The organism is Frigoribacterium sp. Leaf415 (assembly GCF_001424645.1).
Classification (GTDB): domain Bacteria; phylum Actinomycetota; class Actinomycetes; order Actinomycetales; family Microbacteriaceae; genus Frigoribacterium.
On the sequence record NZ_LMQR01000001.1, the window covers coordinates 2,905,185 to 2,921,599 of the forward strand.

Genomic DNA, 16,415 nt, shown 5'->3' on the forward strand with positions numbered 1-16,415 from the left:
CGTCAAGTCGTCAAGTCGTCATGATGACTTCGACGAGATTACGTCTCGGCGACCGCCGGTGCAAGTCGACAGTCGTCTTGATTCATCATGACGTCCTGATGACTCACGCTACGGTCGTCGGAGACCAGCCCGCCCCTCCTCGAACCGGAGCCCCACACGTGACCCATGCTCTCAACCAGGCCCCTCTCGACCACGCCGCCGTCACCACCGCCCGCCTGCTCGCCCTCGACGCCGTCGAGCGTGCCGGGTCCGGCCACCCGGGGACGGCGGCCGCGCTGGCCCCCGTCGCGCACCTCCTCTTCCAGAAGCACCTGCGGCACGACCCGCAGGCACCCGACTGGGCCGGCCGCGACCGGTTCGTCCTGAGCTGCGGGCACGCGAGCGTCCTGCTCTACACGCAGCTCTTCCTCACCGGCTACGACGTGTCGCTCGACGACCTCCGGGCGTTCCGGTCGTTCGGGTCGCGCACCCCCGGCCACCCCGAGCTCGGCCACACCCCCGGCGTCGAGACCACGACCGGGCCGCTCGGGCAGGGCCTCGCCACGGCCGTCGGCATGGCGATGGCGATGCTGCACGAGCGGGCCGTCAACGATCCCGACGCCGCCCCCGGCGAGTCAGTCTTCGACCGCCGGGTCTTCGTGCTCGCGTCCGACGGCGACCTGCAGGAGGGCCTCTCGTACGAGGCCGGCGCGCTCGCCGGGCGGCACCGGCTCGGCAACCTCACGGTGATCTACGACGACAATGACATCCAGATCGAGGGCGACACGAGCCTCACCTCGAGCGAGAACGTCGGCGCCCGGTTCGCCGCGCAGGGCTGGCGCGTCGACCACGTCGGACTCGCCTCGGACGGCGACGTCGACGTCGAGGCCCTCGACGAGGTGCTCTCGACCACCGACCGCCGCGGCGACCGCCCCCACCTCGTCGTGCTCAAGTCGCAGATCGCCTGGCCCGCCCCGAACGCCCGCAACACCTCGGCCTCGCACGGCGCCCCGCTCGGAGCCGCCGAGGTCGCCGCCACCCGGGTCGAGCTCGGCGTCGACTCCGAGCCCTTCATCGTCGACGACGCCGTGCTCGCCCACACCCGTTCCGTGCTCGAGCGCGGCCGGGCCGCCCGCGAGGCCTGGCAGGTCGCCGCCGACGCCTGGGAGCTCGCCCACCCCGCGGCCGCCACCGAACTGCGCCGCTCGCGGTCATGCACCCTGCCCGCGGACCTCGGGTCGCGCCTCCCCGTCTTCTCTCCCGGCGACACGCTCGCCACCCGCGACGCGTCGGGCAAGGTCATCCAGGCGCTCGCCGAGGCGCTGCCCGAGCTGTGGGGCGGCTCGGCCGACCTCGCCGAGCCCAACCGCACGGCGATCGCAGGAGGCGCGTCGTACCTCCCCGAGGAGGCCCCCGGCACCGGCCGCGCCGGTCGCAACGTCCACTGGGGCGTGCGCGAGGGTGCGATGGCCTCGGCCATGAACGGCATCGCCCTCGTCGAGGGCTCACGGTTCTTCGCCGGGACGTTCCTCGTCTTCAGCGACTACCAGCGCCCGGCGATCCGGCTGGCCGCGCTCATGCAGCTGCCGGTCACCTACCTCTGGTCGCACGACTCGGTCGCCCTCGGCGCCGACGGGCCGACCCACCAGCCGATCGAGCACCTGGCGAGCCTGCGGGCGATGCCCGGGTTCTCGGTGGTGCGCCCGGCCGACGGCGCCGAGACCGCTGCGGCGTGGCTGGCGATCCTCGAGAAGGACGGTCCGGCGGGTCTCGTGCTGGCCCGCCAGCCGCTGCCGGTCGCGGCGACCCCGGCCGACGTGGTGGCGGCGGGCGTGCGCCGCGGGGCCTACGTCGTGCAGGACGGCGCAGACGGCGGCACGCCCGACGTGGTCGTCGTCGCCACGGGCAGCGAGGTCGCCCTCGTGCTCGAGGCCGTCGCGCAGATCGACGACCTCGCCGTGCGCGTCGTGTCGATGCCCTGCCGCGAGTGGTTCGACGCCGAGTCCGCCGAGTACCGCGAGCAGGTGCTGCCCCGCGCCGTGTCGGCCCGGGTCGTCGTCGAGGCCGCCGCGAGCTTCGGCTGGGAGGGCGTCGCCGGTCCCGACGGGGTCATCGTCGGCATCGACGAGTTCGGCCTGTCGGCCCCCGCGGCGGACGCGCTGCGCGAGCGCGGCATGACGACCGACCGTGTCGTCGCCGCGGTGCGCGCTGCGACCGCCCGGGCCGGGGTCGGCCGCGCCGCTGCCTCCCGGGCCGCGACGGCCTGAGCTGGTCCGACGCCGGAACGGGCGAGTTCGGCGTCGACGGGCGCTCAGGAACGCCCGGGTCCCGCGAACTCGCCCGCCTTCAGGAGGCGCGGCGCGGCATCTCGCGCACCGCGCCTCCCGGGGCCTGGGCTGTCTTTCGGCCTACGGCTGGCTGGGCGAGGTGACCGTGACGGCGCCGCTGGCGATCTGGTCGCGCAGGGCGTCGAGCTCGGCCGACAGCTCGGGGCTGACCGACGACGCCAGGTCGTGGAACGGTGCGAGGCCGACGCCGCCGTTGTCGAGCGTGCCGACGTAGGGCTCGTTGGTGAACGAGTCGTCGGTCGACGAGACCGCGATCTGCTGGACGGCCTTCTCGGTGTCCTTGATGACGCTGGTCAGCACGATCGGGCGGTACTCGGCCGGCAACGTGTCGTAGCCGTCGTTGTCGACCCAGATCACGTCGACGTCGCCCGTGGCGAGTGCCGCCGACGCCGCCCCCTCGCCGACCTGCCCGGCGACCGGCATGATCACGTCGGCACCCTGGTCGATCAACGCCTGGGCGAGCTGCTTGCCCTTGTTGACGTCCTCGAAGTCGCCGGTGAACGAGCCGTCCTGCGCCTCCTTCGACCAGCCGAGCAGCTGCACGCTCGTGCCGTGCGCGGCGTTGTAGGCGTCGACGCCGTCCGCGAAGCCGTCCATGAACAGGGTGACCGGGGGCTGGTTGCCGCCGCCGAAGGTCGCGACCTTGCCCGTCTTGCTCACGCCCGCCGCGAGGTAGCCGGCGAGGTACGAGGCCTGCGCCGTGTCGAACAGGATCGGCTTGACGTTCGGGGCCTCGACGGTCTCGTCGACGATGGCGAAGTCGATGTCGGGGTTGGCCTTCGCCTGCTCCTCGGTGGCGGGGGCGAGCTCGTAGCCGACCGTCAGCACGAAGCCGCAGCCCGAGTCGACGGCCTGCGCGACGTTCGGGGCCAGGTCGTTCTCGGTCGTCGAGACGAGGACGCGGGCCTGGATGCCGTCGTCTTTCTCGGCCTTCTGCAGCCCGGCCCAGCTCGACTGGTTGAACGAGCGGTCGTCGAGCCCGCCGGAGTTCGTCACCATGCGGGCGCAGTTCTCGCCCGCGCCGGCGCTGCCCGAGGCGGCCGTGTCGGACGGGGCGCTGGCACAGCCGGCCAGCAGCGCGAGACCGGCGAGGCCGCCGGCGACCCCGAGGAGGCGCGGGTGGCGAAGTCGGGACGACGAGCGGCTCCCGGCGCGGGCGGCCCCGAGGCGGGTGCTCGGGCGGGGTGCGGGTGCTGCGGGTGCTGCGGAGCGCGCGGACGCGGCGGGGCGCGCGGACGCGGCGGGGCGCGCGGGGTCGGCGAGGCGCGCGGACGCGGCGGGGTGAGCGGGGTCGGCGAGGCGTGCGGGTGTGGCGGGGCGCGAGGGGTGGACGGACATGAGGCGGGACCTCCGGGAACGGGTGTGCTGTGGGGTTGCCGGCGGTGCGGGCCGGGCGGGTGGACACAGTCAACTGCCTGCGGGCCTCCGTGCCAAGCGTGTGACGGGGTCGGGCTGCGTCGGCGGCCCGACCCGCTCCTCCTGTGCTCGCCCGTCCGGCTCGCGCCGCGCCTCCTGTGTTCCCCGCCAGGAGATGGTCACAGCGCCAGGACTAGTCGTGGCGTCATGACCACTTCCTGGCGTCGTGCGGCGGGCTGGCGGGCTCCGTCGGCGGCCCGACCCGCGCCTCCTGCGTTCGCCCGTCCGGCCCGCGCCGCGCTTCCTGCGTTCCCCGCTGGCCGCGCCTCCCGCGCTCCCCGCCAGGAGATGGTCACAGCGCCAGGACTAGTCGTGGTGTCGTGACCACTTCCTGGCGCCGTGTGACGGGGGCGGGCTCCGTCGGCGCCCCGACCCGCGCCTCCTGCTCTCGCCGCCACGAAGTAGACATGCCGCCACTTATTCTCGTGGCGGGGTGTTTAGTTCGTGGCGGACTGGCGGGCTGGCGGACTGGCGGGCGCCCGGCCCGGCGGCGGCGCCGCCTCAGCGGACCTCGACCCGGGCGTCGAGCCCGAGCCGCTCGAGGAAGGCCTCGTCGTGGCTGACGATCACGAGCGCCCCGCGGTAGCCGCGCAACGCCTGGAGCAGGTGGTCGGTGCTCGCCATGTCGAGGTCGTTCGTCGGCTCGTCGAGCACCAGCAGTTCGGGCGGCGGGTCGGCGAGCAGCAGCCCGGCCAGCGCGACCCGGAACCGCTCACCGCCCGAGAGTGTCCCGCCGAGCCGGTCCACGATGTCTCCCCGGATGAGGAACCGCGCGAGACGGTTACGCACCTCGCGCGGAGGAACGGCCGGTGCAGCCCTCCGGACGTTGTCGAGCACCGTGAGTCCGTCGTCGAGCGAGTCCTTCTTCTGCCCGAGGTGGGCGACGCGACCGGTCAGGGCGACGGCGTGCGTGTCGGGCAGCGGATGCGGCCGCGCGTCCGGCGCACCGACGAGCTGCTCGAGCAGCGTCGTCTTGCCCGAACCGTTGTCGCCGACGACGGCGATGCGCTCCACCCCCTGGACGACCACGGTGCGTCCCCGCACCGTCAGCTCGGCGAGGCGCCGGGACGCCGGGACCGCCGGGTCCGGCAGGTCGACCACGATCGTGTCGTCACGACGCAGACGGCGTTCGGCGGTGTCGACCGCGACCCGCGCCTCCTGCTCGGACGACGCGTGCGCCTTGCGCAGCGAGCCAGCCGTCGCCTCGGCCTGGCCGCGCAGCTGGTTCGCCATGATCTTCGGCATCGACTCGCCGGCCTTGGCTCCCGCCTTGGCCCGCCGCGCGATGGTCGTCTCGGCCTCGATGCGCTGCCTCCGCTCGGCCTTGAACACCTGCTCGGCGGCCCGGACGTCGCGCTCGGCCGCGGCCTGCAGCACCGCGAGCTGCTGCTCGTAGGCCGACCAGGTCCCGCCGAACACGGTCATCGAACCGCCGCGCAGCTCGGCGATCTCGTCGACGTGCTCGAGCAGCTCGCGGTCGTGGCTGACGACGACGAGCGTCCCCCGCCAGCGGTCGACCACGTCGAGCAGCAGGCCGCGCGATCGTCGGTCGAGGTCGTTCGAGGGCTCGTCGAACACGGCGATCGGCCGACCCCGCAAGCGCACGCCGGCGATCGCGACGAGCACGGCCTGCCCTCCGGACAACGTCGACACCGGGCGGTCGAGGACGGTGCTGCCGCTGCCGCTGCCGCTGCCGCTGCCGGTGCCGGTGCCGGTGCTGGTGCGGCTGCGGCTGCTGCCGCCGCCGTCGAGGTGGCCCAGCCCGACGTCGGCGAGGGCCGCGGCGGCGCGCGACTCGACGTCCCAGACGTCGGCGAGCAGCTCGAACTGCCGTTCGGTCGCGTCGCCGGCGAGGATCGCCCGCAAGGCGAGGAGGCGCGGGCCGACCCCCAGCAGGTCGGCCACGGTGTCGTCGGCGCGGGACCGCAGCCGTTGCGGCAGCAGGTCGACCTCGCCGGTGGTCGTGAGACGTCCGCCGGTGGGGACGAGGTCGCCGGTGACGAGCCGGACGAGCGTGGACTTGCCCGCGCCGTTCGCGCCGACGAGGCCGGTGCGGCCACGGCCGAACGCGGTCGACAGGTGGTCGATCACCCCCGAGCCGTCGGGCCAGGAGAACGAGAGGTCGGACAGGACGATGGAGGGCGTGGTGATGGTGGGCACGAGGGCTCCCGGTGGATGGTGTCGGAGCACGACGACCACCCGTCCCTCGCCGGCGACGGAGGTCGGCTGCGACGGGGGAACGACCCGGCAGGAGGCGCGGCGCCTCGAGCGAGGCGGCGCCCGGTTCACGGGGCGGGAGGGTGTGGCGTCAGTGCGAGGGCGACTGCTGCGCGAGGGGCGCAGTACCGGTGATGAGACGCAACGCTCTGCCTTCTGTGCGGTGGGCCCCCGTGTCCGCGAAGGCCGTCGACCGGCCGGTGTGTCGGCCGCACCGGTGCCTGCTCTCGCGACGGGGTACCCCGCCACGGTAGGTCGTGCCCACGCCGGTCCGCAAGGGGCGGGTGCCGGCCGACCCGCGCCTCCTGCGCTCGCCGCCAGGAGATGGACACGGCGCCAGGAGATGGACATGGCGCCAGAACTAGTCATGGCGTCGTGCCCACATCCTGGCGTCGTGCGACGGGCCGACGGGTGCGGCGGCGTCCAGGCGGGCGGGGCACACTGTCGGCATGTACCGAGGCCTGCCGACCATCTCGTTGCCCGAACCCGAGCGTCCGCCGTTCGTCGATCGGCTGCGACGGGCGCTCGACCTGGCCGCCGCCGAGGAGAGCGGGCGCCTGCGGGTCGTCCACTCGTGGGTCGGCGACGAGGTGCCGGGCACGACCCTGCGCCGCGTCGGCTGGCAGACGCGCGTCCTGACGGTCACGGGCCCGCGGCGGGCACCCGTTGACGTCTGGTTCGACGCCGACGACGGTGACGTCAGCGTGATCGGTGACGTGTCGGTGCCCGACTGGTCCCTGCACGACGCCGAGGCCGAGTCGGCCTGCCTCGCGGCGTCCGGCCAGTTGCTCCACGACCTCGCCGCCGGGCGCCTGCCCCGCGGTCGCCGCTCGGACTTCGTCCGGTCGAGCTCCGTGCTCGCCCTGCTCGGTGCCGGGGCCGTCGTCGGCGCGGTCGTCGTCGACGTGCTGCGCGCCCGGGGACGGGGCCGCTCGGTCTGACGGCCCGCGCCTCCCGGCCCGGCGACCCGCGCCTCCTGGCCTGGCGACCCGCGCCTCCTGACCTGGCGACCCAGGCCCCTTGGCCCGGCGACCCGCGCCTCCTGACCTCGCGATCGGCGCCTCCCGGCCTCGCGATCCGCGCCTTCTCGGGGTGTCCCGCAGCGCGGACGTCGCCAGCGTGCGCGCCGGGCGAGCGACTAGCGGGTGTGCCGCTCGAAGAACGCCGTCGACGACGGCACCAGCATCAGCAAGGTGGCGATCAGCGCGCAGATCACGGACGCCCACTCGAGCACCCCGCCGCCGCTCGCCCCGCTCACACCGCCCAGCACCTGCAGGATGGTCAGCACGAGCAGCACGGTGCGCGCCCAGCGGCGCCCGTCGCGCATCGACCGCACGACCGCGAGCTGCACCAGGGCGACCACGATCGCGAACACCCCGCCGGCGATGTCGGCCCCGCGCGGGTTCGCCAGGGCCCCACCGGACGTCGACACCCGCGCCGGCCCGCCGAAAAGCATCAGCAGGACGGCGCCGACGACACCCAGGACGACGACGACGATCCACAGGACGTACGCCGCCGAGATCGTGCGGGGGGCGGGTGGGGCGGCGTCGCGCATCGGGCCTCCTCGAGCGGCGGGCGGGGCCTCCAGGGTAGGCCCGGCCACCGTCGGTGGTGCGGCGTACCCTCGACGCCACGAACCCGCAGAGCACGAACGAGCAGTGCCCGGACGAGCAGTGCCCGGACGAGCAGTGCCCGGGCGAGCAGAGCACGAACGAGCAGGGGCGACGGCCGGGCACCGCCCGCCGTCCGACGACGAGCGCAGGAGGCGCGGCGCATGGACCGAGAACCCGAACGACGACCGCAGGGTCGCGACCACCGCGTCGACGCGGCCCGCTACCGGGTCGACGGCGACGTGCCGAGCGACGACGCGCCCCGCGACACCCGCACGGCCGCCGAGATGCGGGCCTGGGCCCGCACCGCCATCGACCTGGCGATCGCCCGCGGCGAGTTCGACGACCTGCCGCTCGCCGGCAAGCCGCTGCCCGGCCTGGCCGGGGGCACGGTCGACCCCGACTGGTGGCTGCGCGGTCTGATCGAGCGCGAAGGACTCACCGGGCTCGCGCCTCCGGCCCTGTCGTTGCGGGCCGAGAGCACCGGGCTGCACGCCGAGCTCGACCGGCTGCGCTCCGAGGCCGCCGTGCGGTCTCACCTCGAGGACTTCAACGCGCGCATCGTCGAGGCGAGGCGCCAGCTGTCCGGCGGCCCGCCGGTCGTGACACCCACGCGGGACGTCGACGGCGAGGTGCTGCTCTGGCACGAGCGGCGTCAGGCGCGACGAGCCGCCGAGGCCGCGGCCGTGCCACCCCCGCCCCCGAGTTGGCGTGAGAGACGTGCGCTGCGGCGCGAGCTCAAGCGGCGTCGCGGGGTGCCGGGCCCACCGTCCGGGCAGGGTGACCCGCACTCACCCGACGATCGATCACCCGCATGATCCCGTGACCGATTCGTGATCTTTTTCCGACGACAACTACACCTCGAGGATGATGCGCGCTAGGGTCGAGTGTTCGCACCACCCCCAGACGAGAGGACCGCACGCGTGACGAAGCCCGCCTCCCCGACCTCTCCGGATCAGGGTGGCGCGACGGCTGGTCACGCCGACGGTGTTGGTCAGAACCCCGCTGGTCACGACCGTGTTGGTCAGAACCCCGCTGGTCACGACGGCGTTCGTCCGCTCGGTGAGCGTTCGGCCCGACTGGCCCTCGAGCGTCGCGAACGCCGTGCCCGCCGCGACGTGTTGCCCACCTCGCACCGCGAGTCCTTCGTCGAGTGCGCCGCCCTCGTCGGTGCCGCCGAGGCCGCGGTCGCCCCGCGCGTCCGTCCCCGCCGCGCCGAGGCTCCGGTCCAGACCAGCCCGCTGCTCGGTCTCGAGGAGTCCGCCGCGACCGAGGCCGCTCGTCCTGCGGTCGCCGCCCGCGCCTCCTCGGTCGCCGCTCACCCCGCGCCTGCCCGTCCCTCGCGTCGGGCCCGCCGTGCCGCGGTCGTGGCCGCTCGTCCCGTGTCGCCGACCCGTGGTGTCGCCGGTCGTGCCGGAGCGGCGCGCAGCGTCGGCACCGCCGTGAAGAAGCTCTCCATCGTCACCGCGATCGTCGGCTTCGCCGCCAGCGGCGTGCTGCCTCTGCTCGCGACTACCGGTGACGAGGCCCAGGCCGTCGCCGCGGGTGAGTCGGCGCGGTCGTCGCTCGGATCGCAGACGCTGTCGGTCGACACCGCGTCGCTGACCGACGAGTCCGACGAGACCGCCCGCGACGCCTACTCGGCCACGTCGATGATCGACGTCGTGACGCAGAACCTCCAGAACCGCAAGGCCGCGGCGAACACGACCTACGAGGGGCCGACCACGGCCGACTACCTCGCGAACCCGCTCTACCCCGAACTCGACCGCGACCAGGTGCTCGCCGTCGCGCTGCAGTACATCGGCACGCCGTACGTGCACGGCGGCGAAGACCCCTCGAAGTTCGACTGCTCGGGCCTGATCACCTTCGTCTACGCGCAGTTCGGCATCAAGCTGACCCACTACGTGCCGACGCAGAACACCGAGGGGCGCACCATCCCCGAGTCCGAGGCGGTGCCCGGCGACCTCGTCGTGTTCGACAACCTGGCCCACGACGGCATCTACGCCGGCAACGGGATGATCCTCGACGCCCCGAAGCCCGGCGGCTTCGTCGACGTCCGCCCGATCTGGAACCAGGCGCACCACTTCGTCCGCATCGACGGCTGAGCCGGGGCCTCGGGGTTCGGTCGCGTCAGGACGACGCGCGCCCTGAGCTGACGACCTGCGCCTCCGGGGGGTCATCGTGCTGCGTTGATGATCCTCACTTCAGGGGTCGTCGTCCTGCGTTGACGATCCTCACCTCAGGGGTCGCCGTCCTCGGGTGGTGACCTGCGCCTCCGGGGTGCGGTCATTCTGCGGTGGTGATCCGCGCCTCCGGGTGTCGTCGTCCTGCGGTGGTGACTCGCGCCTCCGAGGTGTGGTCATCCTGCGGTGGTGACCTGCGCCTCCGGGGTGTGGTCGTCCTGATGTGGTGACCCGCGCCTCCGGGGTGTGGTCGTCCTGATGTGGTGACCCGCGCCTCCGGGGTGTCGTCGTCCTCGGGTGGTGATCCGCGCCTCCCGGGGTCCGCCTTCTGGCAGGTCCGCCTTCCGGCGCGTCGGCACCGCGCCGCGTGTGCAATTCGCGACCTGTGACGAGCCATCTCGCGTGCCGAACCCGACCACCGGCCGGCGCCGCGCCGCTCATGTTCGTCCGGGGCCGTTCGTCCGGCCCCGGTTGTCGCGATTTGCACACCGGGGCGGGGGCGGGGACGGCAGGCAGGCAGGCAGGCAGGCGGGTGGGGGGCAGGACCAGGAGGCGCGGGTCGCGACTCCGGGACGACGCGCTACCCGAGGCGGCCGGTGAGGCGGCCGTGGAACGCCTCGCTGCGGTCGTCCAGCCCGACGAACGTCGCCGTCACGCCGTGCGCCCGGAACTTCTCGTCGACCGAGTCGAGGGCCGCGACGCTCGACGCGTCCCACACCTGGGCGCGGGACAGGTCGACGGTGACGGCCTCGGGGTCGTCTCCGTAGGAGAAGTGCTCGACGAGGTCGTTGCTGCTGCCGAAGAAGAGGGGGCCGATGACGTCGTACCGCACCGTCTCGGGGGCCGGGGCAGACCCGGCGACCGCACCCGCGCCTCCTGCGTAAGAGACGTTCGAGACGTCCGAGGCGTCCGACGTCTCGCCGAGGGCGCCGGTGCCGGTGCCGGTGCCTGCCACGGCGCCCGGCGTCACGTGCCGCTCGACCGTGATCACGTGGGCCACCCGACGCGCGAACAGCACCATCGCGAGCAGCACGCCGACCGCGACGCCGAGGGCGAGGTTGTTCGTGGCGACGACCACGGCCACCGTGACCACCATGACGAGTGTCTCGGGCACCGGCATGCGCCGCAGGGTCGACGGCTTCAGCGAGTGCCAGTCGACCGTGGTGATCGCGACGATCATCATGACGGCGGCCAGCGCCACCATCGGGATCGCCGACATCACGGCGCTCAGCCCGGTGACGAGCAGCAGCAGGAAGAGCCCGGCCGCGATCGTCGAGACCCGGGTGCGGGCCCGTCCGATCTTCACGTTGACGACCGTCTGACCGATCATGGCGCAGCCGGCGATGCCGCCGTAGAAGCCGGCCGCGATGTTCGCGACGCCGAGCGCCCAGGACTCCTTGCCCTTGTGCGACGGGGTCTCGGTGAGGTCGTCGACGAGCTTGGCGGTCAGCAGGGTCTCCATCAGGCCGACGAAGGCGACGCTGAGGGCGGTGGGCCAGATGATCTGCAGCGTCTCGAGCGTGAACGGGGCGAGCCACGGGGTCAGGCCGGGCAGGCCGCCGCCCATCGGTCCCTCGTCGCCGACGGTGTGCACGTCGAGGCGGGCGGCCACGGCGATGACCGTCACGACGACGATGGCGACCAGCGGCGCCGGCACGGCCTTCGTCACCTTCGGCAACAGCACGACGATCGCGATGGTCAGGGCGAACAGCGGGTACACGACCCACGGCTGGTCGATGATGTGCGGCACCTGCGCCACGAAGATCAGCACGCCGAGCGCGTTGACGAAGCCGATCATGACCGAGCGGGGGATGAACCGCATCAGCCGGGCGAGACCGGCGAGCCCGAAGGCGAGCTGCACGAGCCCGGCCAGGACGACCGTCGGCAGCACGTAGTCGGTGCCGTGCTCGCGCACCAGCGGCGCGATCACGAGGGCGACCGACCCGGCGGCAGCGGTGACCATCGCCGGCCGGCCGCCGAGCACCGACATGACGAGCGCCAGCACGATCGACGCGACGAGGCTGACCATCGGGTCGACCCCGGCGATCACCGAGAACGAGATGACCTCGGGCACGAGGGCGAGCGTCGTGACGACGCCGGCCAGGGCCTCGCGGGTCAGGAGGCGCGGGTCGCGCAACACGGACAGCACCGTGTCGGCGGGGCGGGCGGGGCGGACCGACCGCGCGGCGGGTTCAGGGCGCGCGCGGTCGGAGTCGGGGGCAGTGGTCACGGGGGACTCCTGGGGGTGTGCGGAAGAATGGGGGAGTCGGCGACACTGCCGTACGATGCAACCCTACCCTTACGTGAGGGTAGAGATGAAACGAGACCCCATGCCCGACGAGACCGCCACGATGCAGATCGGCGAGCTCGCCGACCGCACCGAGATGTCGCTGCGCACGATCCGCCACTACGACGAGGTCGGTCTGCTGACGCCGTCGGGCCGGAGCGAGGGCGGGTTCCGGCTCTACACCCACGACGACTATCTGCGGCTCATGGTGATCCGGCGCATGAAGCCGCTGGGGTTCAGCCTCGACGAGATGGCCGAGCTGCTGCGGGTCGTCGACGCGCTCGACCGCGGGGCGGGCAACGCGGCCGGGGCGGGTGACGCGGCCGGGGCGGGTGACGCGGCCGGGGCGGGTGACGCGGCCGGGGCGGGTGACGACGCCGGGCCGGCGGGCGAGGCCGGAGCGGGCGACGAGGGTGACGGGCGCGACCAGGCGACCCGCGCCTCCTTGGCGGCGTTCGTCGACGAGACCGTCGAGCGTCGCGCGAAGCTCGAGCGTCAGCTCGCGATGGCCGACGAGTTCCTCGAGCTGCTGCGCGCCCGCCTGCGCTGAGCGCCGCGGGTCAGTCGCGCGCCCACTCGGGGCGGCGGTCGACGAGCATCTCGGCGTACGACGGGTACCACTCGCCGGCCGGGGGTCCGTCGTTGCAGGTGCCGTCGCTGATGCCCGGCGTCTTGACCCAGAGCAGGGCGTCGAGGCGGCCGTCGTCGGACACCACGCGAGGGTCTTGGCCGAGGCCGACGTCCTCCGGGTTGCACCAGGTCCCCTTCCAGCCGCGGCCGTTGCGTGACACGTCGATCACGTAGCGGCTGCCGCCCGTCATCGCGGCGACCTCCTCGGCGTAGGGCTGTTCGTCGCCCACGGGGTAGAAGCCCGCGACGTTGGTGAAGAAGCCCCGGGCCTGGTCGATGCCCGCCGCCTCCAGCCGCTCCGCCATCACCTCGGGCTGCACCCAGTGCGAGTTGCCGCCGTCGAGGTAGGCGGGCACGCCGGCCGCCGCGAAGTCGGCGACGGCCTGCCTCAGCAACGGGAGGCGCGTGTCGGCCACCTGCGGGCACCGGCTCAGCATGCCGAGCGAGTCGGGCTCGACGATGACGACGGCCCGGTGCCCGGCGAGGGTGGCCGCGACGGTCGCGTTCCAGGCGGGATAGCGCTCGACGGACAGGCCGCCGGCCGAGTAGTTGCCGCAGTCCCGGTCGGGGATCGCGTACGTGACGAACACCGGCGTCGCACCCTGCTCCTCGGCGGCGGCGAGGTAGTCGGTGATGACCTTCACGAGCTGCGCGTCGTCGTAGCCGTCGCCGATCCACATCGCGACGGGACGCTCGGCGATCAGGGCCGCGGCCCGGGCGGCGTCCGTCTCGCCGTCGGCGCTCAGCGTCGCCTCGGCCCGCACCGCCAGCGAGTTCGGTTCGAGCGCGATGCCGCCGTGGAAGACCGTGCCGGACGGAGCCGTGCGGATCGTCTCGGGCGTCACCCGGGTCGCCTGCGACGTCGGGGTCGGACTCGGCGTGGCCGACCCGTCGGTCGGCGTCGGACGGGTGGTGTCACCCGACGAGCACGCGGTCAGCAGGACGACGGTGGCCGCGGCGAGCAGGCCGAGGGTGGTCCGGGCCGGTCGGGACGATGCCATCTGCGCCTCTCTCGGCGCAAGCGGGGATGCTGCCCCGACGGTGGTGGAAGGGACCAGTCGACCACGGATGCGGCGGCGGGCACAGGGGCCGAAAGGGGGACACGGCCGTACCTCGCGGGCGCCGGGATCGCCGCCGGGACCGGCGCCCGGGTCGCCGCCGCGTCGACGTCTCCTCCCCACGGCGTCGACCACCCCGAGGAGGCGCGGTGCCGCGTGACCGCGCCGGTTCCGACCCGGCCCACTCGGTAGTGTGGGTGGTCCGCGAGGCCCGAGCGCGGACGCCCCTGCACCACGGCGCACCCCCGGCCTCACCGGACGGGTCGTGCGCACCAGACAGACAGAGAGTCATGCACCACTCGGTCCGCCCCGTTCCCTCCTCGCTCCGCCCCGTTCCCTCCTCCGGTCAGCTCCGTCGCACGCCGGTCGTCGCCGGCCTCCTCACGCTGGCCCTGCTGGCAGCGCTCCTCCTCCCCGAGCGGGCGACCGCGGCCGCCCCGACCTGGCAGGCCGTCCTCGCCGCTCGCGACGACGAGTCGGCCAAGAAGAAGGCCCTCGCCGACCTGCAGACCGCGCTCGAGGCCGCGTCGGCCCGTGCCGACGCCGCCCGCACCGCGGCCGACGAGGCCGGTCGCGTGCTGGGCGAGGCCCAGGCGGCCGTTGACGAGGCCACGGCCCGGCACGAGCAGCTCGAGACGCGTCGGGCCGAGGCCCGCGAGACCGCCGACTCCGCACGTCAGGTCGTCGGCCAGGCCGCCGCGTTGATGGCCCGCCCCGGCAGCGGGGGCATGGTGGGCGACCTCCTCGCGGCCGGCGACGGCGCGCAAGAGGTGCTCAAGGGGCTGAGCCTGTCGAGCAAGCTCGGCGAGAACATCGGGCGGCTCCGCGAACGGGCCCAGGCCGCCGACAATCTCGCGACCTCGTTGGCCGACCAGGCCGCCGTGGCACTCGCCGAGCGCGACCGGCTCGCGGCCGACGCCCAGACCGCGCTCGACGACGCGGCCGCGGCCAGCGTGACGGCCGAGGCCGACCTGGCCGCCGTCGACGACGAGAAGGCCACCCTCGCCGCGCAGGTCGCCCTGCTCGAAGACGACCGCATGACGCTCGAGCAGGCCTACGCCCAGGCGCAGGCGGCCGCTGCGGCCGCCGCCTCCGCGGCAGCCCGCCCCGCCCCGGCCGCGGGTGGCGGCACGGGTCCCGTGGCACCCGGCACGGGCGGCCCGGGACCGGGCGTCACGGTGCCCGACCCGGGCACCGGGTGGGTCACGGCCATCCGCTCGTACAGCTCGTACCAGCCCTACGGCTACCGCGTCCACCCGATCACGGGCGAGTACAAGTTGCACGCGGGCGCCGACTTCGGTGCGGCCTGCGGCACGCCGATCTACTCGGTCTCGGCCGGTCGCGTCAGCTACGCGGGGCCGTCGAGCGGCTACGGCAACCTGATCGTCGTCGATCACGGCGGCGGTGTCAGCAGCGCCTACGCCCACATGGAGCGCAACGGCATCTACGTCTCGGTCGGCCAGCAGGTCCAGGCCGGCCAGAACATCGCCGGGGTCGGCACCTCGGGCGGCTCGACCGGCTGCCACCTGCACCTCGAGGTGCGGCAGGGTGGGGTCGCGACCGACCCCGTGGCCTTCCTCGCGACGAAGGGCGTGCGCTGACGACTGTCGGGCGTCGGCTGCCGTGAGGCGGGCGTGTTCGGCGGTTCCGGGCGTCCGCATCCGACCGTCTCCGCCGAACTCGCCCGCCGTCGCGCGCTAGTCGGACGCGCCCGCCAGGTCGTCGTGCACCTGGATCGAGGCGGCTTCGGCCCGGATCTCGTCGACCACGGTGCGGACGGCCGGGCGGGCCGCGCGGTCGGGTCGCATCAGCGCCTCGAGGTGCCGCCCGGCCCGCACGTTCTCGAGCGTCGCCAGGTGGAACCGGCCGGGCGCCCGCGAGGCCGACGTGTGGCGGGGCACGAGTGCCACCCCGTGCCCGGCGGCGACGAGGTTCTCGATCAGCGGCAGGTGCACCGTGCGGTGGACGACCTCGGGCGCGACGCCCGACTGCAGGGCCATCGACACCAGCACGCGGTCGATCGGGTAGCCCTCGGGCACCCCGATCCACGGCTCGCGGATGACGTCGTCGACGGCCACGCGTCCGCGGTCGGCCAGGCGGTGACCGAGGGGCAGGGCGACCTCGAGCGGTTCGCGCAGCAACGACACGACGGTCGTCGACCCCCGGCCCGGCGGCAGCACGCCGTCCGAACGGTGGGCGAGCACCACGTCGAAGTCGGCCGTCAGCGGGGCGAACTCGTCCTCCGAGACGTCCCGGTCGGCCACGTCGAGCTCGACGCCCGGGTGCGACCTCATGCGGTGCAACAGCCCGGGCAGCAACAGTTCGGCCGCCGAGGCGAACATCGACACCCGCACCACGCCGCCCGTGCCTCCGCGGACGGCGTCGAACGCCGCCTCGGCCTCGGCCACCGCGGTCGCGACCCCGACCGACGCCCGGGCCAGCGCGTGGCCCTCGTCGGTCAGCACGACGCCCCGGCCGGCGCGACTGACGAGCTCGACCCCGAGCTGGCGCTGGAGCGTCTTCAGCTGCTGCGACACGGCGCTGGGCGAGCGGTGGGTGGCGGCCGCGACGGCGGTGACGCTGCCGCGGTCGGCGAGTTCCCGCAGCAGGTCGAGATGGGACAGGTCCATGAAGGCAGCCTACAAAGTGCACGCGGCGATCTGCGCTGGTCCTGAACGGTCCGGCAC

Annotated in this window: 12 protein-coding genes; 6 read left to right on the forward strand and 6 right to left on the reverse strand. The window is 74.1% G+C overall.

The window, feature by feature from the left end; all coding sequences use genetic code 11:
• Positions 1–158 precede the first annotated feature (158 nt).
• Positions 159–2,246 (forward strand): transketolase family protein, encoded by a 2,088-nt coding sequence (locus tag ASG28_RS13465; RefSeq protein ID WP_055976040.1) that lies wholly within the window; start codon positions 159–161, stop codon positions 2,244–2,246.
• Positions 2,247–2,387: 141 nt separating this feature from the next.
• On the opposite strand, the gene ASG28_RS13470 is transcribed toward ASG28_RS13465, so the two are convergent.
• A complete protein-coding gene (locus ASG28_RS13470; RefSeq protein ID WP_082454668.1) occupies positions 2,388–3,665 on the reverse strand; it encodes a BMP family lipoprotein in 1,278 nt (425 codons plus the stop codon).
• Positions 3,666–4,244: 579 nt separating this feature from the next.
• Complete coding sequence (locus ASG28_RS13475; RefSeq protein WP_055977670.1) at positions 4,245–5,903, reverse strand: ATP-binding cassette domain-containing protein; 1,659 nt, start codon at positions 5,901–5,903, stop codon at positions 4,245–4,247.
• 506 nt (positions 5,904–6,409) lie between these two features.
• On the opposite strand from ASG28_RS13475, the gene ASG28_RS13480 reads away from it, so the two are divergent.
• Positions 6,410–6,901 (forward strand): hypothetical protein, encoded by a 492-nt coding sequence (locus tag ASG28_RS13480; RefSeq protein ID WP_055976042.1) that lies wholly within the window; start codon positions 6,410–6,412, stop codon positions 6,899–6,901.
• Positions 6,902–7,098: 197 nt separating this feature from the next.
• Here ASG28_RS13480 and ASG28_RS13485 read toward each other — a convergent pair whose 3' ends face one another.
• Entirely contained in the window at positions 7,099–7,515 is a 417-nt protein-coding gene (locus tag ASG28_RS13485; protein ID WP_055976045.1) for a hypothetical protein, read from the reverse strand.
• Between the two features lie 219 nt (positions 7,516–7,734).
• On the opposite strand from ASG28_RS13485, the gene ASG28_RS13490 reads away from it, so the two are divergent.
• Together ASG28_RS13490 and ASG28_RS13495 are read left to right on the forward strand one after the other, a co-directional pair.
• A complete protein-coding gene (locus ASG28_RS13490; protein ID WP_082454669.1) occupies positions 7,735–8,388 on the forward strand; it encodes a J-domain-containing protein in 654 nt (217 codons plus the stop codon).
• Between the two features lie 105 nt (positions 8,389–8,493).
• A complete protein-coding gene (locus tag ASG28_RS13495) occupies positions 8,494–9,675 on the forward strand; it encodes a C40 family peptidase (protein WP_157485743.1) in 1,182 nt (393 codons plus the stop codon).
• Positions 9,676–10,333: 658 nt separating this feature from the next.
• Here the strand turns inward: ASG28_RS13495 and ASG28_RS13500 are convergent.
• Positions 10,334–11,983 (reverse strand): SulP family inorganic anion transporter, encoded by a 1,650-nt coding sequence (locus tag ASG28_RS13500; protein ID WP_055976051.1) that lies wholly within the window; start codon positions 11,981–11,983, stop codon positions 10,334–10,336.
• Between the two features lie 100 nt (positions 11,984–12,083).
• On the opposite strand from ASG28_RS13500, the gene ASG28_RS13505 reads away from it, so the two are divergent.
• A complete protein-coding gene (locus ASG28_RS13505; protein ID WP_157485745.1) occupies positions 12,084–12,590 on the forward strand; it encodes a MerR family transcriptional regulator in 507 nt (168 codons plus the stop codon).
• Positions 12,591–12,600: 10 nt separating this feature from the next.
• Here the strand turns inward: ASG28_RS13505 and ASG28_RS13510 are convergent, their stop codons facing one another.
• Positions 12,601–13,671, reverse strand: a complete 1,071-nt coding sequence (locus ASG28_RS13510; protein WP_055976058.1) for a glycoside hydrolase family 6 protein — start codon at positions 13,669–13,671, stop codon at positions 12,601–12,603.
• Positions 13,672–14,018: 347 nt separating this feature from the next.
• On the opposite strand from ASG28_RS13510, the gene ASG28_RS13515 reads away from it, so the two are divergent.
• Entirely contained in the window at positions 14,019–15,329 is a 1,311-nt protein-coding gene (locus tag ASG28_RS13515; protein WP_055976060.1) for a peptidoglycan DD-metalloendopeptidase family protein, read from the forward strand.
• Positions 15,330–15,425: 96 nt separating this feature from the next.
• Here ASG28_RS13515 and ASG28_RS13520 read toward each other — a convergent pair whose 3' ends face one another.
• Positions 15,426–16,358, reverse strand: a complete 933-nt coding sequence (locus tag ASG28_RS13520) for a LysR family transcriptional regulator (RefSeq protein ID WP_055976064.1) — start codon at positions 16,356–16,358, stop codon at positions 15,426–15,428.
• Positions 16,359–16,415: the final 57 nt, after the last annotated feature.